Below are 22,733 nucleotides of genomic sequence, written 5' to 3' on the forward strand. Positions count from 1 at the left end.
GGCCGGGCGCATGTCACGCCCGGCGGGGTCATCATTCGTGGTCGGCGAGGAAGCCCAGCAGACGCGCTTCGTCCCACACCGGCACTCCCAGGGCCAGCGCCTTGTCCAGCTTGGAGCCGGCTTCGGTACCCGCCACCACGAAGTGGGTCTTCTTCGACACGCTGCCGGACACCTTGGCTCCCAGCGCCTCCAGTCGCTCCTTGGCCACATCGCGGGTGAGCTGGGCCAGGGTGCCGGTCAGGACCACGGTCTGCCCGTCGAGCGGACCGGCGACGATTTCGGTCAACGCGGGCGCCTTGGCCAGGATCTGCCGCATCGCCTCCTCGGCAGCCAGCAGCATCACGCCATGGCTGTCCGCTTCCAGCCACTGGGCAAGGCCGCGCGCGGTGTCCTCGGGCAATCCGGCATTGACGAACTGGCCATGCTCGGCATCGAGCACGGCCTGCGCGCTGGGCAGCAACGCCACCAGCTTTTCCGCGCGCAGGCGGGTGATGCCGGGGATCTCCGATTCCACCAGCAGCTGAGCCAGGTCCAGCCCCTCACGCAGCTTCGCACTGGGCGGATGCACGTCGCTGATGCGCACCTGGCCGACCTGCAGCAGATCGTCGATGGCCTGCTGGTTGCCCTGCTGCTCGAAGAAGTGACCGAGCGAACGTGCCACTTCGCCACCGATGTCCGGCACGCGCTTGAACAGTGGCCAGGGCAGCCGTCGGATCAAGGCCAGATCACCGAACCACTGCGCCAACGCCTTGGCCGTGCTTTCGCCGACATGTTCGATGCCCAGCGCGAACAACAGCCGTTCCAGCGTGGTGGCACGACTGGTGTCGATCGCGGCGATCAGGTTGTCGGCCCAGCGGGTCGCGATCTTCTTCGTGTTCCACTCGAAGCTGGCCGGCTGCGCCAGTGCCTTCGCGCGCCAGGCCACATCGTTGCCATCGAGCTTGAGCACGGCATTGAGCACGGTGCCGCTGCCTTCGGCCGGCAGGTGCGGCGCCAGGCTGGCGGCCAGCGCGGACGGATCTTCCGCGTCGAGCACCAGCTTCAGGTGCAGCAGCTGGTCGCGGGTGAGCCGGTACAGGTCCGCCACGCCCTTGACGATGCCGGCATCCACCAGGGTTTCGATGTACTTGTCACCCAGGCCATCGATATCCATCGCGCGACGTGAAGCGAAATGGGCGATGGCCTCCTTGCGCTGCGCCGGGCACGACAACTCACCGGAGCAGCGCCACGCGGCCGCGCCCTCTTCGCGCACGATCTCCGAGCCACAGACCGGGCAGCGCGTGGGCATCTGCCACGGCGTGGTGCCCGGCGGCCGGCGGTCGAGGATGACGCTGACCACTTCGGGAATCACGTCGCCGGCACGGCGCACGATCACGCTGTCACCCACCCGCACGTCCAGGCGCTCGATCTGGTCCGCATTGTGCAGGGTTGCGTTGGAGACGATCACGCCGGCCACGGCGACCGGCGCCAGGCGCGCGACCGGAGTGGCAGCGCCGGTGCGGCCGATCTGGATTTCGATCGCTTCCAGCGTGGTGCTCTGTTCCTGCGCCGGGAACTTGTGCGCGATGGCCCAGCGCGGTGCGCGCGAGACGAAACCCATCGCCTGCTGGCCAGCGCGGTCGTCCAGCTTGTAGACCACGCCATCGATGTCGAAGGGCAGGCCATCGCGGCGTGCGCCGATATCGCGGTAGTAGGCCAGCAACCCATCGGCACCTTCCACCACCCTGCACAGATCACTGACCGGGAAGCCCCAGGCACCCAGCTGCGCGAGCGTGCCCGAATGGGTATCGGGCAGTTCGCCGCCCTGCACTTCTCCGGTGCCGTAGGCGAAGAAGCTGAGCTTGCGCTGTGCGCTGATCTTCGGGTCGAGCTGCCGCAGCGACCCGGCCGCCGCATTGCGCGGGTTGGCCAGTACCTTGCCGCCATGCAGCCGGGCGCGATCGTTGTAGGCTTCAAAGTCGGCACGGGCCATGTAGACCTCACCGCGCACTTCCAGCACGTCCGGCCAGCCCTTGCCGTGCAGACGCCGGGGGATGTCGCCGATCTCGCGCAGGTTGGCCGTCACGTCTTCGCCGGTCGTGCCATCGCCGCGGGTCGCACCCAGAACGAAATGTCCATCCTCGTAGCGCAGGCTGATCGCCAGCCCGTCCATCTTCGGCTCCGCCGAAAAGCGCGCGGCACCGCGTCGCAGGCGTTCGTCGATGCGGCGCACGAAGTCGGTCACCTCCTCATCGCTGAAGGCATTGGACAACGACAGCATCGGCACCGCGTGGCGGACTTCAGCGAAACGCCCGGAGGGACGCGCGCCGACCTGCTGGGTCGGGCTGTCCGTGCGGGCCAGTTCGGGGTGCGCACGTTCCAGTGCTTCCAGCTCGCGCACCAGCCGGTCGTAATCGACGTCGGGGATCTCCGGCGCATCCAGCTCGTGATAGGCGCGGTTGGCCTGGGCGATCTGCCGGCGGAGTTCATCGACGCGTTCGGCGGGGCTGGGGCTCATCGTGATCGGTGATTCTGGGGCGGCTGGGGATTCTACCGCGCCCGGCCGTCATGCCCTGTAACGTCCCCGCCCCGGCAGCGCCGGGCCCCGCTCCGCGAAAGACGGGCTTGCCGCCCTCCACCGGCAGCGCTAGCGTGCGTCGGCCGCCCTCCGGAAACCTGCCCATGACCCTGCCCGCCTCCCGTCGTCGCTTCCTGCAGCTGGCCGGTGCCGGCCTCGCCGTCGCCGGCAGTGGCCTGCCGGGCCTGGGATACGCGCAAACCTCCCCGGCTGCGGCTCCCGCGTCGCCGCGCGCCGATGGGCCGGTGCTGCTGAACTTCAATGAATGCCCGTATGGGCCTTCCGCCGCTGCGCAATCGGCCGCTCGCGACAGCATCGCGCGCTGCGGCCGCTACCGCTTCGAGCTGGCGGCGCAGGTCCGTGATGCATTCGTCGAACACAGCGGCGTCAGTGCCGATCACCTGCGCCTGTACCCGGGCTCCAGCGAGCCCCTGAACCGTGCCGCCGCAATCTGGACCGGCCCGCAGCAGGGCCTGGTCGTGGCTGATCCGACCTTCGAGGCGATTGGCGACGTGGCCGCCGCGCGGGGCGCACACGTCAGCCGAGTGCCTCTGCGCAGCGACGGCGCGCACGATGTGCGCGCGATGGTGGCTGCCGCGCACGCGCGCCCGACCGGGCTGATGTATGTGTGCAACCCCAACAACCCCACGGGTTCGATCAGCCCGCCCGCCGAGCTCGCCTGGCTGCTGGCCAGCAAGCCCGCCGGAACCAGGGTGCTGGTGGACGAAGCGTACCTGCAGTACAGCGACCAGCCGAGCCTGATCGCGCAGGTGGCGGAGCGCGATGACCTGATCGTGCTGCGCACCTTCTCCAAGCTGTATGGCATGGCCGGACTGCGCCTGGGCGCGGCAGCGGCCCATCCCGATCGCCTGCGCGAGCTGGGCAGCCTCGGCGACAACCCGTTGCCGGTGCCGGCGCTGGCCGCCGCTCTGGCCAGCCTGCACGATCCGCAGCTGGTTCCGCAGCGCCGTCTGCAGAACGCGAAGATCCGGCAGGCGACCATCGCCTGGCTGGGCAAGCGTGGCTTCAGCTGCCTGCCGTCGGAAGCGAACTGTTTCGTGGTGGACGTCCAGCGCGACGGTGCCGCCTTTGCCAGGGCGATGGCCGCACAGGGTGTGGTGATCGGTCGCAGCTGGCCGATCTGGCCGCAGCGCGTCCGTGTGACCGTTGGCACCGAGGAGGAGATGGCAGCGTTCCGCGCCGCGTTCGCCCAGGTCGCCGGGGTGCCTTCCTGACTTCATCCACGCAGGCGATGGATCTGCTGTGGTGGTGGGTGCCGACCGTGGGTCGGCATACCCGGGATGACCGCGCTTACCAGCGCGGGGTCTTGGTCAGGGGCGGCGCCTGGTGCTGGCGGTCATAGGCACGCAGCTCGTCACGGATGTGGGCGATGCGCTGGCGGCCGAGCGCGTTGCGGCTGTCGTCCAGCACCACGCCATCCAGCAGCTCGGCCATGCGCTGCACGGTCGGCAGCATCTTCTCCCAGGCATCGAGCGCGGTCAGCGGCGCCGGCAGGGTCAGGAAGAAGGCGATGGCCGGTGTCTCCATGGCACGGATGTTGGCCATGTCGAAACTGCCCGGCTTCATGATGCTGGCCATCGAGAAGATCGGCCCCCGTTCCGGATGGCCCTCCACCAGACGATGGAACACGTTCATGTGGCCGAACACCAGACCGGTTTTCTCGGCCGCCACGACGATGTCCTCGCCCCGCAGCTGCTCGCCGGCCCGTGCGGCCACGAACAGCGAGACGATCTTGTCGAAATCCTGGGTGGCGCGCTTGCCCAGGTCGCTGGCCGCGCCGGCGTCGGTGTCGGCCAGGCCCAGCTCGGCCTGTTGACCCTCTTCGCCCAGTGCCGGATCGAGGCGGGTATCGGCCAACGGTACGCCGTCCTCGCCCAGGACCGGTTCGCGGCGCTCGCTGCTGGTCGGTTCGGTGCCTTCCACGCGGCGGCCTTGGGGCTTCTTCTTCGGACGGCCAAACAGGAAGATCGCGGCGATCAACAGCAGGCCGGCGGCCAGGATGCCGATGCGCAACAGTGCCGTGTCGGACATTCGATAGGTTCTCCGGCTAGTTCATTCAGGTAACTAGGATGGCACGTCAGGCCGCGCCCGCCAATCGCGCGGCCTCTTCCAGGTCCACGCTGACCAGGCGGCTGACGCCCGGCTCGCGCATGGTCACGCCCGACAGCTGCTGCGCAGCTTCCATCGTCGCCTTGTTGTGGCTGACGAACAGGAACTGCACCTTCTCGCTCATTTCCTTGACCATGTTGGCCAGGCGGCCCACGTTGGCCTCGTCCAGCGGTGCGTCCACTTCGTCCAGCAGGCAGAACGGCGCCGGATTGAGCTGGAAGATCGCGAACACCAGCGCCACCGCGGTCATCGCCTTCTCGCCGCCGGACAGCAGCGAGATGCTGGATACGCGCTTGCCCGGCGGACGCGCCATGATGGTCACGCCGGTGTCGAGCAGATCTTCACCGGTCAGTTCCAGATAGGCATGGCCACCGCCGAACAGGCGCGGATAGAGGGCCTGCACACCGGCGTTGACCCGGTCGAACGTATCCTTGAATCGGCCGCGGGTTTCGCGGTCGATCTTGCGGATGGCGTCTTCCAGGGTCTCCAGCGCCGTGGTCAGGTCCACATGCTGCGAATCGAGATACTCCGACCGCTGCGATGCCTCGCCATACTCGTGGATCGCCGCCAGGTTGACCGGCTCCAGCCGGCGCATGCGACCGTCGATCTGGTGCACGGCCTGCTCCCAGTCCCCCAGGCGGGCGTCCTCGGGCAATGCGTTGAGCAGGTCGGCCATCACGAAGCCGGCCTTCTCCACCGCAGCCTGCAGGGTGTCAGCACTGAGCACCAGGGCCTGCTGGTCCAGCTTCCGCTGGGAAATACGCTCGCGCTGCGCCAGCGCCTGCTCATCACGCTGGTGGCGGGTCTGTTCGAAATTGCGCAGCTCGGCGTCGATGCCATCAAGCAGAGTACGCGCTTCGGCCAGCACACGGTCGGCACGCACGCGCTCTTCCAGCGCATTCTGGTGCTCGGCCTGCAGCGATTCGACCGGCGAATCACCCTCGTCCAGCTGCGAATGCAGTTCGCCCAGGCGCGAATCCAGCTGCCCGCGCTGGGTGCTCATGCGCTCCAGCGCCTGGCTCAGCGATGCCACCTGTGCGCGCTGCGATTCCAGGGTCAGTGCCAGCGAATGCGAGCGTTCGCGCACCGCCCGTGCGGCTTCGCGGGCGAGGTCGCGTGCTTCGGCCAGCTGCCGGCGTTCGCTTTCCAGGGCCTGCCGGGTCGATTCCAGATCGCCCATGCTGCTGACGGCACTCTCCAGCCGCGAACGTGCCTCGCGCGCCTGCTCGCGGTTGACCTCGAGGGTCTCCAGCAGTTGGCTCAGCTCGCCTTCGATGCGATCGATGCGCGTGCGTGCGGCCTCCACCTTTCCCTGCTGGCCCTGAAGCTGACCCGCCAGCTCGGATACCGCACGATGCGCGAGGTACAGCGCCCGTTGCGCATCTTCGCGTTGCTGTTCGGCGGCCAGCAGCTGCTCGCGGAAGCCGGACAGCTGATCTTCCAGCTCGACCTCACGGTTCTGCAGCTGTTCGATCTGCTCGCGCAGCTCATTGATCTCGCGCTCGCGCAGCAGCGCACCCTGCTTGGCCGCACCGGAGCGCGACACGCGCACCCAGCCCTGGCCGAGACGCTCACCGCTCTGGGTGATGATCGAATCACCGGCGGGCAGCCGGGCCTGCAGGGCACGGGCCTCGTCCAGATCCCGCGCGCCATGCAAATGCGCCAGCAGGCGTCGGATCGCCGTCGGTCCGCGCACGCGCGCGGCCAGCGATGTCGCGGCGACGTCCAGATCGCTGGCATCGTCAGACACCAGTGCGATGCGGCCTTCGCCCAGTTCGCCCAGCGCATCGACCAGGCCTGCCGGGTCGTCCACCAGCACGCCTTCGATCAGCTGGCCGAGGGCGCTTTCCACCGCATTTTCCCAACCGGCATCGACATCCAGGCGCTCGCCCACGCGCGCGGCCGAATCCAGCCCGCGCGCCTTCAACCAGGCAACCGCGGCGCCCTGCTCCTGGCCGAGTGCGGCCTGCTGCAGGGTTTCCAGCGATGCCAGGCGACCGCGCAGGCCATTGACCTGCTTGCGCAGCTCGGCCAGTTCGTTCTGGCCATTGCGCTGCTGTTCCTGCACGGTGGCCACGCCCTGCTTGCGCTGCTCGACCTGTTCGCTCAGCTCGTCCAGTGCGGTCTTCTGCGTGTCGTGCTGCAGGTGCAGCTGCTCGAAGGCTTCTTCCAGCGCGTCCACGTCCAGCCCGGCACGCTCGGCGGCCAGCGCCTCGCGACGCCGGTCGGCATCGAGGATCTGCCGGTCCAGGTAGTCCACGCGGGTGCGCTCGACATCGCCGGCGCGCGAGGCCTCGGAACTCTGTGAGGTGTGCTGTTCCCAGCGGTGCTGCCAGTCGGCCAGGCGGGCTTCGGCCTCGCGCAGGCTTTCCTGCTTGATCTCGTTCTCTTCCTGCAGCGCCTCCAGCTGCGGGGTCGCGGCGTCCACCGCCTCGCGCAGCACCATCAGCTTGGCCTCGTCGCCACTGATGTGCTGGCCCAGCTCGGCCAATGCCTGCCGCGTCTCGTCGCGGGCCTTGTGCAGGCGCTGCGACAGCTCGCGCTGGTGCTGGATCTGCTGCTCCAGTCGGGCCAAGGTACTACCGACCTGGTAGACCGCGGCCTGCGCGGTATTGAGTGCGTCGGCCGCTTCCTCGCGGCGCATGCGCGAGGTCTCGATGCGGGCCTCGGCGTCGCGCTGGTCCGCGATCAGCTGCTGAAGCCGGGTTTCTTCCTGCGACAGGCCCTCGCGAAGCTTCGACAGGCGCCCATCGAGGCCTCGGAATTCCAGCGCCTTCCACTCGGCATCCTTGACCCTGCGCTCTTCCTGCAACGCCTGGTACTGCTCCGCCTGCCGGGCCTGGCGCTTGAGGTGCTCGAGCTGCTTGCTGATCTCCTCACGCAGGTCGCCCAGGCGATCAAGGTTCTCGCGGGTGTGGCGGATGCGGGTTTCGGTTTCCTTGCGCCGCTCCTTGTACTTGGAGATTCCGGCCGCCTCTTCCAGGTAGACGCGCAGATCCTCGGGACGCGCCTCGATGATCTGGCTGATCATGCCCTGTTCGATGATCGAGTAGCTGCGCGGGCCCAGGCCGGTCCCCAGGAAAAGATCGGTGATGTCGCGGCGGCGGCACTTGGTGCCGTTGAGGTAGTAGTTGCTGGTGCCGTCGCGGCTGACCGTGCGCTTGACCGAGATCTCGTTAAACGAGGCGTACTCGCCGGAGATGGTGTGGTCGGAGTTGTCGAAGATCAGCTCGACCGTGGCCTGCGAGACGGGCTTGCGGGCGTTGGAACCGGAGAAGATCACGTCGGTCAGCGAGTCGCCGCGCAGGCGGCTGGCCGAACTTTCGCCCATGACCCAGCGCACGGCGTCGATGATGTTCGACTTGCCGCAGCCATTGGGCCCCACCACGCCGGTCATGTTGGTCGGCAGATGCAGGGTGGTCGGATCGACGAAAGACTTGAAGCCGGACAGCTTGATCGTGGAAAGACGCATAGGGGTTCCGGACTGGGGCCGGCAAGCGGCCTGCGTTTACCCTCCAAGTCATTGATCCTGCTGGGATCGCCGACCGTGGAACGGGTGTGACGCCCTGAGTATACCGATGTGGCCGTGTTCTACGAATGGGCGTGGAACATCGGGGCCCGCGCGCCCGCCGGGCGGGCCGACAAAACAAAACGGGCACCCTCGCGGGCGCCCGTTCTGCGGTGATGCCAGGCCTTGCGGCGTGGGATCAGGCTTCGGCTTCGACGACGACCTTGACGGTGGTCTCGACGTCGGCGTGCAGGTGGATCAGCACGTCGTACTCGCCGATGTTGCGGAACGCGCCTTCGCCCAGGATGACTTCGCTCTTTTCCAGCGGCAGGCCGGCGGCGGTGAAGGCCTCGGCGATGTCGCGCGGGCCGACCGAGCCGTACAGCTTGCCTTCGGTCGAAGCATTGGCGGCGATGGTGACGCTCGCGCCTTCCAGCTTCGCCTTGCGGGCTTCAGCCTCGGCGTGGATGGACTGGGCCTTGGCTTCGTACTCGGCGCGCTTTGCTTCGAACTCTGCCTTGTTGCTCTCGGTGGCCGGCACGGCCTTGCCCTGCGGCACGAGGAAGTTGCGGCCGTAGCCCGGCTTGACGGTGACCAGGTCACCCAGGTTGCCGAGGTTGGTGACCTTCTGCAGGAGGATCAGCTGCATGGTTTTACTCCAGATAAGTTATTCGTTAGCGAGGCGATGCCCCGCAACAAAGGCTGTCCGAATAGCTGGCACAACGGGGCGGCACGCGGCCACCCCGCCGGGCATCAGACGTCGTGGTTGTCGGTGTACGGAATCAGGGCCAGGAAGCGAGCGCGCTTGACGGCGGTCGCCAGCTGACGCTGGTACTTCGACTTGGTACCGGTGACGCGGCTCGGCACGATCTTGCCGTTCTCGGTCAGGTACTGGCGCAGGGTGTTGAGATCCTTGTAGTCGATCTCCTTGACACCTTCAGCCGTGAACTTGCAGAACTTGCGGCGACGGAAGAACTTGGACATGGGAAGGCTCCTTAGGCGGCGGAAGCGGCGTCTTCGCCGGCTTCGTTGTCAGCGGTGGTGGTGGACTCGCCTTCTTCGTCGTCACGACGACGGCGCTCACCGCGCTCCGGCTTGTCACCCTTCTCGTCCTTGCTCTTCATGATCAGCGACTGCTCGGTGTCAGCCTCGTCACGCTTGATGACCAGGTTGCGCAGCACGGCGTCGTTGAAGCGGAAGCTTTCGGTCAGCTCGTTCAGCACGGCCTGGTCGGCTTCGATGTTCAGCAGCACGTAGTGCGCCTTCACCAGGTTCTGGATCGGGTATGCCAGCTGGCGGCGGCCCCAGTCTTCCAGACGGTGGATGGTGCCGTTGCCGTTCTCGACCAGCGACTTGTAGCGCTCGATCATGGCCGGGACCTGCTCGCTCTGGTCCGGGTGGACCATGAACACGATTTCGTAATGACGACTCATGTTTTTTCTACCTTTCGGATGTGGCCTTGCGGCCGGACAGCCCCCCGCCGTTGAGACCGCGGTGGGGCAAGGGTTCCCGCCAGGAAGGCAGGAAGCCGCGCATTATGGCGCAGATGGGGCGGCCGGGCAACCGTGGCCGAACCTGAACCCGGCAGCGCCGGGACCTGCCCGAGGACCGGCCGGCAGGCCCCCGGGGAAGCGGCCCTCAGGCCTTGTCGGCGTCGGTGGTGAAGCTCTCGCCGCAGCCGCACTCGGCGGTCGCGTTCGGGTTGCTGAACGTGAAGGTCTCGCTCAGGCCGTGCTTGCCGAAGTCGATCACGGTGCCGTCGACCAGGGCCAGGCTCTGTGCATCGACGTAGATCTTCACGCCGTCCTGGTCGAAGACCGTATCGCCCTCGCGCTCGTCACGGGCCAGGTCGGTCACGTGGCCCCAGCCGGAGCAGCCGGTCTTGGTCACGCCGAAGCGCAGGCCCAGCGCGCCCGGGGTCTGGGCGACGAAGCGCTGCACGCGCTCGAAGGCAATGGGGGTCAGGCTGACAGCCATGGGACTACTCCAGAGGAACAGGGACATTATAGGGAGGTTGGGCCGCAGAAATGCCTCGCAAGCAGAACGCTGCAACCGGTAAACTCCCGTGTTCACAGATCGAGTCGATCAGCAGAGGATTCAAGTCATGACGGTGGTCAGCGTTGAACATGCGCTTGCCGGGAAGATCCCGGAAGGCGGCGAAGTCACGGTACGCGGATGGGTGCGCACGGTGCGCGGTTCAGCGAATCTGGCCTTCGTGAATGTGACCGACGGCTCCTGCTTCGCCCCGATCCAGGTCGTAGCCAACGACACCCTGGTCAACTTCGACGAGATCAAGCGCCTCACCACCGGCTGCTCGCTGGTGGCCACCGGCATCCTGGTGAAATCGCAGGGCAAGGGCCAGTCGTTCGAGATCCAGGCCAGTGCGGTCGAAGTGGTCGGCTGGGTCGAAGACCCGCTCACCTACCCGATCCAGCCCAAGCCGATGACGCCGGAGTTCCTGCGTGAAGTGGCGCACCTGCGCCCGCGCACCAACCTGTTCGGCGCGGTCACCCGCATCCGCAACTGCCTGGCCCAGGCCGTGCACCGCTTCTTCCATGAGAACGGCTTCAACTGGATCAGCACCCCGATCATCACCACCTCCGACGCCGAAGGCGCCGGCCAGATGTTCCGTGTGTCCACGCTGGACATGGTGAACCTGCCGCGCGATGAGAAGGGCGCGATCGATTTCAGCCGCGACTTCTTCGGCAAGGAGACGTTCCTGACCGTGTCCGGCCAGCTGAACGTCGAGGCCTACTGCCTGGCCCTGAGCAAGGTGTATACCTTCGGCCCGACCTTCCGCGCCGAGAACAGCCACACCACCCGCCATCTGGCGGAGTTCTGGATGATCGAGCCGGAGATCGCCTTCGCCGACCTGGCCGAAGATGCGCGCCTGGCCGAGGAGTTCCTCAAGTACCTGTTCCGCGCGGTGCTGAACGAGCGCAGCGATGATCTGGCCTTCATCGCCGAACGCGTGGACAAGAACGCGATCACCAAGCTGGAAGACTTCATCAACGCGCCGTTCGAGCGCATCGACTACACCGATGCGGTCAGCCTGCTGCAGAAGTCTGGCCGGAAGTTCGACTTCCCGGTCGAATGGGGCCTGGACCTGCAGACCGAACACGAGCGCTGGCTGACCGAGGAACACGTCGGCCGCCCGGTGGTGGTGACCAACTACCCCGAGCACATCAAGGCGTTCTACATGCGCCTGAACGACGACGGCAAGACCGTCGCCGCGATGGACGTGCTGGCGCCGGGCATCGGCGAGATCATCGGTGGCAGCCAGCGCGAAGAGCGCCTGGACGTGCTGGACGCGCGCATGGCCCAGTTCGGCCTGGACCGTGAGCATTACAGCTGGTACCGCGATTTCCGTCGCTACGGCTCGGTGCCGCACGCCGGCTTCGGCCTGGGCTTCGAGCGCCTGGTGGTGTACGTCTGCGGCCTGTCCAACATCCGCGATGCGATTCCTTACCCGCGCGCTCCCGGCAGCGCGGACTTCTAAGCCCCACCACCGACCACGGAGGTACTGCCCCCATGACCCTGTTCTTCGCCCTCTGCTTTGTCGGCGTCGCAGTGGCCGGGTTCAGTGCCTTCGTGATCTTCTGGCCGCTGACCCTGGTGCACGTGCGTGACCGCCATCCGGCGCTGGCACAGCGCTTCGGCAGCGGCGCCTTCCTCAAGCCCGAAGCCCTGGCCTGGCTGCTGCGCCGCGACTACCGGCAGCAGCCGGATCGCTCGCTGTCCGGGTTGGCCACGCCGGCCTGGGTTTCGCTGCTGACCCTGCTGGCCGGACTGGGCATGGCCGCCCTGCTCTGGCTGGCTTCGCTCTGGTAACGCATACATGAACGATCTCTCCGCCCCGCACGACAGCTGGTGGCTGGCCAGCCTCGGCAACACCCTGATCTGGGCCCGCCTGCGCGTGCGCCCGGCCGGCACGGCCGAAGTGCTCGACAGTGATGGCAACACCCTCAGCTACGACAGCGAGGACACTGCCCGCGCGCAGCTGTTCGACGCCGATTTCGTCGAATTCGACGGCCTGGACGAAGAAGATGCGCTGGTGCGCGGCTTCAGCCTGCACGAGGTGCAGCCACCGCACGCCGACAGCGACGAGGGCCTGCGTGGCCGCATGGTGCAATCGCTGGGCGGGCGCGCCTGAGCCCAGGCCGATGTTCACTCCGCGCGCCTTCGCCGAGACCGATCTGATCTGGCTGGACCGCCTGCTGGCGCGCGATCCGTTCGTCACCGTGCTCACCACCGGTGACGACGGCCTGCCCGAGCTGACCCGCGTGCCGGTGCTGTACCGGCGTGATGGCCAGCGCATCGAACTGCGCGGCCACTGGGCGCGGGCCAACCCGCAGTCGCGTCGCGAAGGCACCGCCAAGGTGCTGGTCGATGGCCCGCATGGCTACGTCTCGGCCAGCTGGTATCCGGACAAGGAACCGGCGGCACGCGTTCCGACCTGGAACTATGCCGCTGCCGAGCTGCGCGGACAGCTGCAGCCGTTCGACGGCACCGATGCGCTGGCCCAGCTGGTCGGGGACATCAGCGACCGCTTTGAAGCCAGCGTCGGCCAGCAGTGGCGGTTCGAGGCTGATCGTCCCGAGCACGGCCCGGAGCTGCGCGCCATCGTCGGGTTCCACTTCCACGTCGAACAGGTACAGCTGAAACTGAAGCTCAGCCAGAACCATCCCGATGCCAACCAGCAGGCGGTGATCGACGCGTTGGATCGCCTGCACGCCCCACCTTCCACCGAACTGGCGCAGTGGATGCGCTGGTTCCGCGATGAGGCCGCCAGCAGCGGCTGAACGCACCGACTCCCGCGACGACGCGGCCGGACAGCCGCGACTTGCCCCCACCGAGGTCAGGGACCCGAACATGAAAGACATCCACAAGCTGCTGCAGAACAACCGCGACTGGGCCGACCGCATCGAGAAGGAAGATCCCGAGTTCTTCCATCAGCTGGCCAAGCAGCAGCACCCGGAATACCTGTGGATCGGCTGCTCCGATTCGCGCGTGCCGGCCAACCAGATCATCGGCATGGCACCGGGCGAAGTGTTCGTGCATCGCAACGTCGCCAACGTGGTCGCCCACACCGACCTGAACTGCCTGAGCGTGGTGCAGTACGCGGTAGACCAGCTGAAGGTGAAGCACATCCTCATCGTGGGCCACTACGGTTGCGGCGGCGTGCATGCCTGCCTGCACAACACCCGCGTCGGCCTGGCGGACAACTGGCTGCGCCACGTCGGCGACGTGATGCAGAAGCACGCGGCGATCATCGATGCGCTGGAGACCGACGAGCTGCGTCATGCCCGCCTGTGCGAGCTGAATGTCATCGAGCAGGTCGCCAACCTGTGCCGCTCGACCATCGTGCAGGACGCCTGGGCACGCGGCCAGAAGCTGATGGTGCATGGCTGGGTCTACAGCTTGAAGGATGGCCGCGTGCGCGAAATGGGCATCGATGTCGGCTCGCCGGAAGATCTGCAGCCGGCTTACGAGAAAGCGCTTTCCTATGTCCCCCGCAAGGGCAAGCGCGACTGATCCCCCACGGAGCCCGACCATGCTCGCCTCACCGATCAACCTGCACGCCTGGATCGAAGAACATCGTCACCTGCTGAAACCGCCGGTGGGCAACAAGATGATCGACAACGGCGACTTCATCGTCATGGTGGTCGGCGGGCCGAACTCGCGGACCGATTATCACTACGACGAAGGGCCCGAGTGGTTCTACCAGCTCGAAGGCGAGATGGTGCTGAAGGTCCAGGAGAATGGCGCGGTCCGCGACATCCCGATCCGTGCCGGCGAGATCTTCCTGCTGCCGGCGAAGGTGCCGCACTCGCCGCGCCGGCCACCGGGCGGCGTCGGGCTGGTCGTGGAGCGCAGGCGGCTGCCGCACGAGATGGACGGTGTGATCTGGCATTGCGAGCGCTGCAACCACAAGCTGCATGAGGAGTTCTTCGCGCTGCAGAACATCGAAACCGACCTGCCCAAGGTCTTCGCGCGTTACCACGCCAGCCTGGAACTGCGTACCTGCGGCAAATGCGGCCACCTCGACCCGTTGCCGGCACCGGCGGCGGACTGATCGATCGCCGGGTATGGCGATTGCTGATGCATCCGCCGGGCATGGCCCGGCGCTACCGGTGCTGCGATTGCTGATTCCCCCGCCGGGCATGGCCCGGCATGGCCGATGCGCGTGATCTCCGGGTAGCGCCGGGCCATGCCCGGCGAGCGTACTGCGCGGCATCACGCAGGCCCCAGGCGCTACACTGGCAGCCCCGTTGCAGCCTGTTGCCCGACCATGTCCGACCTGCTGAACCGCACCCATGCCATCGCTCTCGACGCCGCGGATCCGTTGCGGCCGCTGCGCAGTGAATTCCTGATTCCGCGCCACGGCGGCGGCGAGCAGACCTACTTCGTGGGCAACTCGCTGGGACTGCAGCCGCGCGGCGCACAGGCGGCGGTGCAGGAAGTGATGAAGCAATGGGCTGAACTGGCAGTGGAAGGCCACTTCACCGGCCCCACCCAATGGCTGTCCTACCACCGTCTGGTCAGCACGCAGCTGGCGCGGGTGGTCGGTGCGCTGCCCAGCGAAGTGGTGGCGATGAACACGCTGAGCGTGAACCTGCACCTGATGATGGTCAGCTTCTACCGGCCAACCCGGGAACGACCGGTGATCCTGATGGAAGCCGGCGCCTTCCCGACGGACCGTCACGCGGTGGAAGCGCAGATCCGTTTCCATGGCTTCGACCCGGCCGACTGCCTGGTGGAGGTGCAGCCGGACGAAGCCAGCGGCACGATCTCGATGACCGCGATCGAACGCGCGATCGCCACGCATGGCCCTCGCCTGGCTCTGGTGCTGTGGCCAGGCGTGCAGTACCGCACCGGCCAGGCCTTCGACCTCGATGCGATCACCCGCGCCGCACGCCTGCAGGGCGCGCGCATCGGCTTCGACCTGGCGCATTCGGTCGGCAACCTGCCCCTGCGCCTGCACGATGTGGCGCCGGACTTTGCCGTGTGGTGCCATTACAAGTACCTCAACAGCGGCCCGGGGGCCGTCGCCGGGGCGTTCGTGCACGAGCGTCACCACCGTGACAGCACCCTGCCACGCTTCGCCGGCTGGTGGGGCCATGACGAAGCCACCCGCTTCCAGATGTCCCCGCAGTTCACGCCCGCCACCGGCGCCGAAGGCTGGCAGCTGAGCAATCCGCCGATCCTCGGCCTGGCGCCGCTGCGCGCTTCACTGGACCTGTTCGAACGGGCCGGCATGGACGCCCTGCGCAGCAAGTCGCTGGCACTGACCGGCATGCTCGAAGCCCTGGTGCGCGCGCGCCTGGCCAACGTGCTCGACATCGTCACCCCGGCCGAGCCGGACCGGCGCGGCTGCCAGCTCTCGCTGCGGGTGATCGCCGGCCGCGAGCGTGGCCGCGCCCTGTTCGAGCACCTGCGCTCGGTCGGCGTGCTCGGTGACTGGCGCGAGCCGGACGTGATCCGCATCTCCCCCACCCCGCTCTACAACCGCTACCTGGACGTCCACCATTTCGTCGAGGAAGTGGAAGCCTGGGCCGGCCTCTGAGCCGGCACCTCCCCTCCTGCTGGACAGTTCGTTGATCGCACATGCCTCCCGCTCGTTGAGCATCATTGGTGCCGGCCTGGCCGGATCCCTGCTCGCCATCCTGCTGTCGCGGCAGGGCTGGCGGATCACCCTGTACGAACGCCGTGGCGACCCACGCGTGGCCGACTACGAAAGCGGCCGCTCGATCAACCTGGCGCTGGCCGAGCGTGGGCGCAACGCGCTGCGGCAGGCCGGCGTGGAGGACGAGGTGATGGCCCGCGCGGTGATGATGCGTGGACGCATGGTGCATCCGCGCGAAGGCGCCGCGCAGCTGCAGCGCTATGGGCGCGACGACAGCGAAGTGATCTGGTCGATCCATCGCAGGGACCTGAACACCACGCTGCTGACACTGGCCGAGCAGGCAGGTGCCACCGTACATTTCCACCGCCGGCTGCATACCGTCGATTTCGATGCCGGCCATGCGCGCTTCATCGACGATCGCGACGACAGCCCGCACGACATCCACTTCGACAGCCTGATCGGCGCTGACGGCGCCGGCTCGGCGCTGCGCGCGGCGATGAACCGGCGCGCGCCGCTGGGCGAGGACATCGCCTTCCTCGATCACTCCTACAAGGAACTGGAGATTCCACCGGACCGTGATGGTGGCTTCCGCATCGAACGCAACGCATTGCACATCTGGCCACGGGGCCACTTCATGTGCATCGCCCTGCCCAATCACGAAGGCACGTTCACGGTCACCCTGTTCCTGCCCAACCAGGGCGAGCCCAGCTTCGCCACCGTCAATACCGGCGCCCAGGCCGAAGCCCTGTTCGCGCGCGAGTTCGCCGATGCGTTGCCGCTGATCCCCGACCTGCGCACGGACTGGGAGCAGCATCCGCCCGGCCTGCTCGGCACGCTGACGCTGGAGCGCTGGCACCAGCAGGGCCAGGCCGTGCTGATCGGTGATGCCGCGCATGCGATGGTGCCCTTCCACGGGCAGGGCATGAACTGCGCGTTCGAGGACTGCGTGGCACTGGCCCGCCATCTGATGGAAGCCGACGACCTGCAGAGCGCGTTCGCCGCCTTCGAGGAAGAACGCAAGCCGAACGCGCATGCGATCCAGCAGATGGCCCTGGAGAACTACCTGGAGATGCGTGATCGCGTCGCCGACCCGGCCTTCCTGCTGCAGCGCGAGCTGGAGCAGGCGCTTCAGCGTCGCTGGCCGACCCGCTTCGTACCGCACTACACCATGGTCACGTTCCTGCACACGCCCTACGCGGAGGCACTGCGCCGGACCGACATCCAGCGCGACATGCTGGTGGCCGCCACGATCGGCCATACGTCGCTGGAGAACATCGACTGGGCGGCTCTGGAGGCACAGATCCATGCCCGGCTGCCGGTTCTGGAGGGCGCACACTGATGGCTGACAGCTTCCTGTTCTACGACCTGGAAACCTTCGGCCAGGACCCACGGCGAACGCGCATCTCCCAGTTCGCGGCGATCCGCACCGATGCCGATCTGAACGAGATCGACACGCCGGTGAGTTTCTTCGTGCGTCCCGCCGACGATCTGCTGCCCTCGCCGATGGCCACCCTGGTCACCGGCATCACGCCGCAGCGGGCACTGGCTGAAGGCATCAGCGAAGCCGAAGCGTTCGACCGCATCAACGAACAGCTGTCGCGCCCGGGTACCTGTGCCCTGGGCTACAACACCCTGCGCTTCGACGACGAATTCATCCGCTACGGTCTGTTCCGCAACTTCCATGACCCCTACGAGCGCGAGTGGCGCAACGGCAACTCGCGCTGGGACCTGCTGGACATGCTGCGGCTGATGCGCGCCCTGCGTCCCGAAGGCATCCACTGGCCACTGCGCGAGGACGGCGCCACGTCGTTCAAGCTCGAGCACCTGGCCGAAGCCAACAATGTGCGCGATGGCGATGCGCACGAGGCGCTGTCGGACGTGCGCGCCACGATCGGCATGGCACGCCTGTTCAAGCAGTCGCAGCCGCGGTTGTGGGAGTACGCGTTGAAACTGCGCGACAAGCGTTTCGTCGGCAGCCTGCTGGACGTCGGCGCACTGAAGCCGGTGCTGCACATTTCCATGCGATACCCGGCCAGCCGGCTGTGCGCGGCTCCGGTGCTGCCGCTGGCGGTGCACCCGACGATCAACAACCGGGTGATCGTGTTCGATCTGGAAGGTGACATCGACGACCTGCTGCAGCTGCCAGCCGAGACGATCGCCGAGCGGCTCTACCTGCGCGCCAGCGAACTGCCCGAAGGCGTCGCCCGGGTGCCGCTGAAGGAAGTACATCTGAACAAGGTCCCGGCGCTGGTCGCCTGGAACCACCTGCGGCCCGACGATCACGCCCGCCTGGGCCTGGATGTCGCCGCCATCGAAGCCAAGGTCGAGCGGCTGCGTGCATTCGCGCCGCAACTGGCCGAGAAGGCACGGCAGGTGTACAACCAACCACGGGACGCCGTCGTGGCCGACGTCGATGCTTCGCTGTACGACGGCTTCCTCGGCAATGGCGACAAGCCACTGCTGGCCCTGGCGCGGACCACGCCGCCCGCAGAGCTGGCTGCGCTGGAAGGCCGCTTCCGCGATCCGCGCCTGCCCGAACTGCTGTTCCGCTATCGCGCCCGCAACCATCCCGACACCCTGGCACCGGCCGAGCGCCAGCGCTGGCAGGACTACCGCCGCCAGCGCCTGCTCGGTGACGGCCGCCTGGGCGAACTCAACCTGCCCCAGTACCAGCAGCAGCTCGATGCACTGGCCGCCGAGGCGCCGGACGACGATCGCCGCCTGGCCCTGCTGCAATCGCTGCGCGACTGGGGCCAGCATCTGCAGGAGAGCTTGTGAGCACCTATTTCAGCGACGCCAGTTTCAGGTTCCTGCGCAGCCTTGCGCGGCACAATGAAAAGGCCTGGTTCAACGACCATCGCCAGCAGTACGAAGACCATGTACGGCAGCCGTTCCTGCGCCTGCTGGGCGACCTGCAGCCCGCGCTGGCCGAGGTCAGCGCGCATTTCCGTGCCGATACCCGTGGCGTCGGTGGTTCGCTGTTCCGCATCCATCGCGATGCGCGCTTTTCAAACGACAAATCGCCGTACAAGACCTGGCAGGGCGCACGCCTGTTCCATGAACGCCGCCGCGAAGTGGCCGCTCCGTCGTTCTACGTGCATCTGCAGCCGGGCGAGAGCTTCGTCGGTGCCGGCCTGTGGCACCCCGAACCGGACACCCAGCGCCGCGTGCGCCATTTCATCCTGGACAACCCCGGCAGCTGGAAGGCCGCAGCGCATGCACCCGCCCTGCGCCGGCGTTTCGATTTCGAGCAGAGCGAGAAGCTGGTCAGGCCGCCGCGTGGCTTCCCCGCCGATTTCGAGTTCATCGACGATCTCAAGCATCGCAACTGGGTGATGTGGCGCTCGCTGGACGATGAGACGATGACCGGGCCGCGCCTGCTGTCCACGCTCGGCAAGGACCTGGCCGCGCTCGGCCCCTTCGTCGACTATCTGTGCGCAGCACTGGATCTGGAGTTCTGATGCCACTGGCCCGGCAACGCCGCCCGCTCGGCCGCACCGGCCTGTCCGTATCGCCGGTCGGGCTGGGCTGCTCGGGCTTCTGGGGCCATCGCCGCTTTGCCGAGCATGCCGCCGCAGCGATCGTCGAGCACGCGCTGGCCCAGGGCGTGAACCTGTTCGACACCGGCCACAACTACTCCGGCTTCCATGCCGAACCGCGCCTGGGCCGCATCCTGCGACCGCTGCTGGCCCGCTACCCGCGTGAGTCACTGGTCATCTCCAGCAAGGGCGGCACACTGACCGGACAGGCCGGCATCAGTGGCGCAGAACAGCGCGATTTCTCGCCTGCGGCCATCACCGCCAGCTGCGAAGCCTCGCTGCGCAACCTTGGCCTGGATTACCTGGACATCTACCAGCTGCATGGCGCCACCGCGCACGACATCAACGACGATCTGCTCGATGCGCTGCAGCGCCTGCGCGAACGTGGCCTGATCCGCGCCACCGGCATCAACACCCACTCAGCCTCGACGCTGCACTGGATGCTTGCGCATCCACAGGCATTCGACGTGGTCCTGCTGGACTACAACGCGCTGCAGCAGGATCGTGCGCCGCTGATCGACCAGCTGCATGCGGCCGGAATCGGCGTACTGGCAGGCACCGTGCTCGCACAGGGCCACCTGCTGCCCAGCCAGCCTCGCCGGCCGAGATTGGCCGATGCCTGGTACCTGGCGCGCGCGTGGCTCAAGCCCAGCAGCCGCCGTCTGATGCGCAGCGCACGTGCGATGCGCCGGGCCATTGCGGCGATCGACAGCCAGCGTCCGGCCCAGACTGCGTTTGCCTACGTTCTGGGCCACCCCGGCGTGGCCGCCGGCATCCTGGGCACTACCCGCGTCGGCAGTCTGGAGGAGGTGCTGGCCACGCGACCCGAAGCACTGCGCCCCGCCGACCGGCAACGCCTGGTCGCCGCTTATGGCGACGGCAGCGGTTCGCCCAGTCATTGAGTCTTCACCCCGGCCGGCCGCACTTGCGGCAGTCTGGCGGCATGAAGAAGCTCACTGCGATCGTGGTCCTGTTGGTGATTGCCCTGGCCGGCGTGTGGTTCGGCGGTCCCTACCTGACCATACAGGGTCTGTCCAAGGCCATCGAACAGCGCGATACCGCCGCACTGGAACGCTACGTCGACTTTCCACGCGTGCGCGTCAGCCTGCGTGCGCAACTCAATGATTACCTCGTGCGCCAGGCCGGCCCCGATGTGGCCAGCAGTCCGTTCGGCGCCCTGCTCTACGGCCTGGGCGACCAGCTTGGGGGCGCGGCGGTGGACACCCTGATGACCCCGACCGGCATCGGTGCGATGCTGCAGGGCCATGTGCTGTGGAAGCGTGGGCGCAACGAGCTGCAGGGCGGAGATGCCTTCGCGGCGACCGAACCGGCACGGCCTTTGAAGAACGCCCGCCACCGTTTCGAAGCGTTCGACCGCTTCGTCGTCGACGTTGATCGCGGCCCGGGCCAACCACCGTTGAAGGTCGTGCTGGAACCGCAGGGGCTGCGCTGGAAAGTGGTTGACCTGCAGTTGGGAATGGCCGGCACCCCATGATGCAGAACGCCGGGCGTGGCCCGGCGTTCCTACAGGTGCCGCTACGCTCGCCGGGCGTGGCCCGGCGCTACCGCGTCATCCCTCGTTGGCGACACCGTGCGGCACATGGCCCGCGGCAACGTGTTCGCGGGCACTGTCGATGTTGTGCTGCGAATCATCGAAGAAGATGTCGGCACCGAAGGCCTGCAGGAACGGCCCCTTGTGGCGGCCGCCCAGGAACAGCGCCTCGTCCAGGCGCACGCCCCATTCGCGCAGCGTGCGGATCACCCGCTCGTGCGCGGGCGCAGAACGGGCGGTGACCAGCGCCGTGCGGATCGGCGCACTGTCACCGGCCGGGAACACCTCCTGCAGCGTGTGCAGCGCGGACAGGAAGCCGCGGAACGGGCCACCGCTGAGCGGTTCGCGCGCACGTTCGCGCTCGTGGCGGCCAAATGCCTCGACCCCCTGTTCGCGCGAGATGCGCTCGCTTTCATCACCGAAGATCACCGCATCACCGTCAAAGGCAATGCGCAGCTGGCCGGACGGTCGGCCGGTGTCGATCTGGTCCGCGGCGGCCGCAGCGGTCTCGCCGGGTGGCTTGGGCAGGATCGTCGCAGCGGCGATTCCGTGGCGCAGCGCACTGCGGACCGACTCCGGATTGGCCGACAGGAACAGATCGGTGCCGAACGGTTTCACGTAGGGCCAGGTCGGCTCACCGGCGGTGAAGGTGGCACGGATGATGCCCAGGCCGTAGTGCTGGATCGAATTGAAGATGCGCAGGCCGGTATCAGCCGAATTGCGCGACAGCAGGATCACCTCGACGCGCGGGTTCTCCGGGCTGGCGCCCTGGTTCAGCGCCAACAGTTTGCGCACCACCGGGAAGGCCACGCCGGGACCGAGGATGTCGTCCTCGTGCTGGCGCTGGTACTCCGCATAGGCCGCCACGCCATCGGTCTCGAACAGCGCGTGGCTTTCCTCGAGATCGAACAGGGCGCGCGAGGTCACCGCGACGGTCAGCAAACGGGGGGAGTTGTCACCCATCGGTGGGGGTCCTTCTGGCGGTCGACGCGACCGGCAACCTATTGTCCTCAAAAAACGAACTGTTCGCTCAGGATCCGGTCTTCCAGATTGTGTTCCGGGTCGAACAGCAATGTCACCCGGCGGTCGCGCGACTCGCGGATGGTCACCTCGACCACGTCGCGCGTCTCGTGCGAATCGGCGGTCACGCTGACCGGTCGCTTGTAGGGGTCCAGCACGCGGAAGCGCACCTCCGTATCCGCCTTGAGAATGGCACCACGCCAGCGTCGCGGGCGATACGGTGCCAATGGCGTCAGCGCGATGGTGTGCGAGCCCAAGGGCAGCACGGGTCCGTGGGCCGAATAGTTGTAGGCGGTGCTGCCTGCGGGCGTGGCAACCAGCACGCCGTCGCCGATCAGTTCGGCCACCCGCTCCTGCCCATTGAGGTCGATGCCGATGTGCGCAGCTTGGCGGGTCTGCCGCAGCAGGGACACGTCGTTGTACGCCAGCGAACCGGTGCTGGTGCCCGATTCGGTCAGCGCCACCATCTCCAGCGGACGCAGGTTGGCCGGTTCCGCGCGGGCGATGCGTGCATTGACGTCGTCGTCGCCCCGGTACTGGTTCATCAGGAAACCTACGGTGCCCAGCTTCATGCCGAACACCGGTTTTCCCAGGTGGCCGTGACGATGCAGCGTCTGCAGCATGAAGCCATCACCGCCCAGCGGGCAGAGCACGTCGGCCTGCTCGGGGGCATGGTCGCCAAAGCGCGCGACCATGGCCGCGCGGGCCATCTGCGCAGCTTCGGTGGTGCTTGCCAGGAAAGCGATGCGGGGGGTGTCGCTCATCGGTGGATCCGGGGGGAAGGCGTGAGGGAGAGCATA

General features: G+C 67.4%; 22 protein-coding genes. 13 read left to right on the plus strand and 9 right to left on the minus strand.

The window, feature by feature from the left end; genetic code table 11:
• Window positions 1-31 precede the first annotated feature (31 nt).
• On the minus strand, window positions 32-2,503 hold the full coding sequence (gene ligA, locus AC06FB_RS16545) for an NAD-dependent DNA ligase LigA (RefSeq protein ID WP_461288385.1): 2,472 nt from the start codon (window positions 2,501-2,503) through the stop codon (window positions 32-34).
• A gap of 158 nt (window positions 2,504-2,661) precedes the next feature.
• Here ligA and AC06FB_RS16550 point away from each other — a divergent pair, with 158 nt between their 5' ends.
• Window positions 2,662-3,792, plus strand: a complete 1,131-nt coding sequence (locus AC06FB_RS16550) for a pyridoxal phosphate-dependent aminotransferase (protein ID WP_461288381.1) — start codon at window positions 2,662-2,664, stop codon at window positions 3,790-3,792.
• Window positions 3,793-3,868: 76 nt separating this feature from the next.
• Here AC06FB_RS16550 and zipA read toward each other — a convergent pair whose 3' ends face one another.
• From zipA to AC06FB_RS16580, 6 genes are all read right to left on the minus strand, one after another.
• Window positions 3,869-4,609, minus strand: coding sequence for a cell division protein ZipA (gene zipA, locus AC06FB_RS16555; protein WP_111186144.1), 741 nt, complete (start codon window positions 4,607-4,609; stop codon window positions 3,869-3,871).
• Window positions 4,610-4,655: 46 nt separating this feature from the next.
• A complete protein-coding gene (gene smc, locus AC06FB_RS16560; RefSeq protein WP_164152480.1) occupies window positions 4,656-8,159 on the minus strand; it encodes a chromosome segregation protein SMC in 3,504 nt (1,167 codons plus the stop codon).
• A 235-nt stretch (window positions 8,160-8,394) separates the two neighbouring features.
• Window positions 8,395-8,844, minus strand: coding sequence for a 50S ribosomal protein L9 (rplI, locus tag AC06FB_RS16565; RefSeq protein WP_053515452.1), 450 nt, complete (start codon window positions 8,842-8,844; stop codon window positions 8,395-8,397).
• Between the two features lie 104 nt (window positions 8,845-8,948).
• Window positions 8,949-9,179, minus strand: coding sequence for a 30S ribosomal protein S18 (gene rpsR, locus AC06FB_RS16570; RefSeq protein WP_002804494.1), 231 nt, complete (start codon window positions 9,177-9,179; stop codon window positions 8,949-8,951).
• 11 nt (window positions 9,180-9,190) lie between these two features.
• Window positions 9,191-9,628, minus strand: a complete 438-nt coding sequence (gene rpsF, locus AC06FB_RS16575; protein ID WP_053515451.1) for a 30S ribosomal protein S6 — start codon at window positions 9,626-9,628, stop codon at window positions 9,191-9,193.
• A gap of 205 nt (window positions 9,629-9,833) precedes the next feature.
• On the minus strand, window positions 9,834-10,172 hold the full coding sequence (locus tag AC06FB_RS16580) for a HesB/IscA family protein (protein WP_053515449.1): 339 nt from the start codon (window positions 10,170-10,172) through the stop codon (window positions 9,834-9,836).
• Between the two features lie 127 nt (window positions 10,173-10,299).
• Here AC06FB_RS16580 and asnS point away from each other — a divergent pair, with 127 nt between their 5' ends.
• The 12 genes from asnS (at window position 10,300) to AC06FB_RS16640 (ending at window position 20,856) form a co-directional block, all read left to right on the plus strand.
• On the plus strand, window positions 10,300-11,694 hold the full coding sequence (asnS, locus tag AC06FB_RS16585) for an asparagine--tRNA ligase (RefSeq protein ID WP_065182902.1): 1,395 nt from the start codon (window positions 10,300-10,302) through the stop codon (window positions 11,692-11,694).
• Between the two features lie 32 nt (window positions 11,695-11,726).
• Complete coding sequence (locus AC06FB_RS16590) at window positions 11,727-12,026, plus strand: hypothetical protein (protein ID WP_262218767.1); 300 nt, start codon at window positions 11,727-11,729, stop codon at window positions 12,024-12,026.
• A gap of 7 nt (window positions 12,027-12,033) precedes the next feature.
• On the plus strand, window positions 12,034-12,348 hold the full coding sequence (locus AC06FB_RS16595; protein WP_053515443.1) for a hypothetical protein: 315 nt from the start codon (window positions 12,034-12,036) through the stop codon (window positions 12,346-12,348).
• Window positions 12,349-12,358: 10 nt separating this feature from the next.
• Window positions 12,359-12,997 (plus strand): FMN-binding negative transcriptional regulator, encoded by a 639-nt coding sequence (locus AC06FB_RS16600; RefSeq protein ID WP_053515441.1) that lies wholly within the window; start codon window positions 12,359-12,361, stop codon window positions 12,995-12,997.
• 70 nt (window positions 12,998-13,067) lie between these two features.
• Window positions 13,068-13,730, plus strand: a complete 663-nt coding sequence (gene can, locus AC06FB_RS16605; RefSeq protein ID WP_053515439.1) for a carbonate dehydratase — start codon at window positions 13,068-13,070, stop codon at window positions 13,728-13,730.
• 19 nt (window positions 13,731-13,749) lie between these two features.
• The gene (locus AC06FB_RS16610) at window positions 13,750-14,271 is read left to right on the plus strand and encodes a 3-hydroxyanthranilate 3,4-dioxygenase (protein ID WP_263174992.1); all 522 of its coding nucleotides are present in this window, start codon (window positions 13,750-13,752) and stop codon (window positions 14,269-14,271) included.
• Window positions 14,272-14,487: 216 nt separating this feature from the next.
• Window positions 14,488-15,762, plus strand: a complete 1,275-nt coding sequence (gene kynU / locus AC06FB_RS16615) for a kynureninase (RefSeq protein WP_053515435.1) — start codon at window positions 14,488-14,490, stop codon at window positions 15,760-15,762.
• Between the two features lie 31 nt (window positions 15,763-15,793).
• On the plus strand, window positions 15,794-17,161 hold the full coding sequence (locus tag AC06FB_RS16620; protein WP_128987769.1) for an FAD-dependent oxidoreductase: 1,368 nt from the start codon (window positions 15,794-15,796) through the stop codon (window positions 17,159-17,161).
• Window positions 17,161-18,600: an exodeoxyribonuclease I gene (sbcB, locus tag AC06FB_RS16625; RefSeq protein ID WP_065176050.1), complete on the plus strand. Its 1,440-nt coding sequence runs from the start codon at window positions 17,161-17,163 to the stop codon at window positions 18,598-18,600. Before AC06FB_RS16620 ends, sbcB begins: the two co-directional genes overlap by 1 nt.
• Window positions 18,597-19,283, plus strand: coding sequence for a DUF2461 domain-containing protein (locus AC06FB_RS16630; protein WP_053515430.1), 687 nt, complete (start codon window positions 18,597-18,599; stop codon window positions 19,281-19,283). Before sbcB ends, AC06FB_RS16630 begins: the two co-directional genes overlap by 4 nt.
• Complete coding sequence (locus tag AC06FB_RS16635; RefSeq protein WP_053515428.1) at window positions 19,283-20,263, plus strand: aldo/keto reductase; 981 nt, start codon at window positions 19,283-19,285, stop codon at window positions 20,261-20,263. Before AC06FB_RS16630 ends, AC06FB_RS16635 begins: the two co-directional genes overlap by 1 nt.
• Before the next feature lie 41 nt (window positions 20,264-20,304).
• Window positions 20,305-20,856, plus strand: a complete 552-nt coding sequence (locus AC06FB_RS16640) for a DUF2939 domain-containing protein (protein ID WP_461289477.1) — start codon at window positions 20,305-20,307, stop codon at window positions 20,854-20,856.
• A gap of 75 nt (window positions 20,857-20,931) precedes the next feature.
• Here AC06FB_RS16640 and AC06FB_RS16645 read toward each other — a convergent pair whose 3' ends face one another.
• Both AC06FB_RS16645 and AC06FB_RS16650 read right to left on the minus strand, forming a co-directional pair.
• A complete protein-coding gene (locus AC06FB_RS16645) occupies window positions 20,932-21,876 on the minus strand; it encodes a 5'-nucleotidase (RefSeq protein WP_053515425.1) in 945 nt (314 codons plus the stop codon).
• 47 nt (window positions 21,877-21,923) lie between these two features.
• Window positions 21,924-22,697, minus strand: coding sequence for an NAD kinase (locus AC06FB_RS16650; protein ID WP_053515423.1), 774 nt, complete (start codon window positions 22,695-22,697; stop codon window positions 21,924-21,926).
• Window positions 22,698-22,733 lie beyond the last annotated feature (36 nt).

This window comes from Stenotrophomonas sp. Steno-C15 (assembly GCF_056393265.1).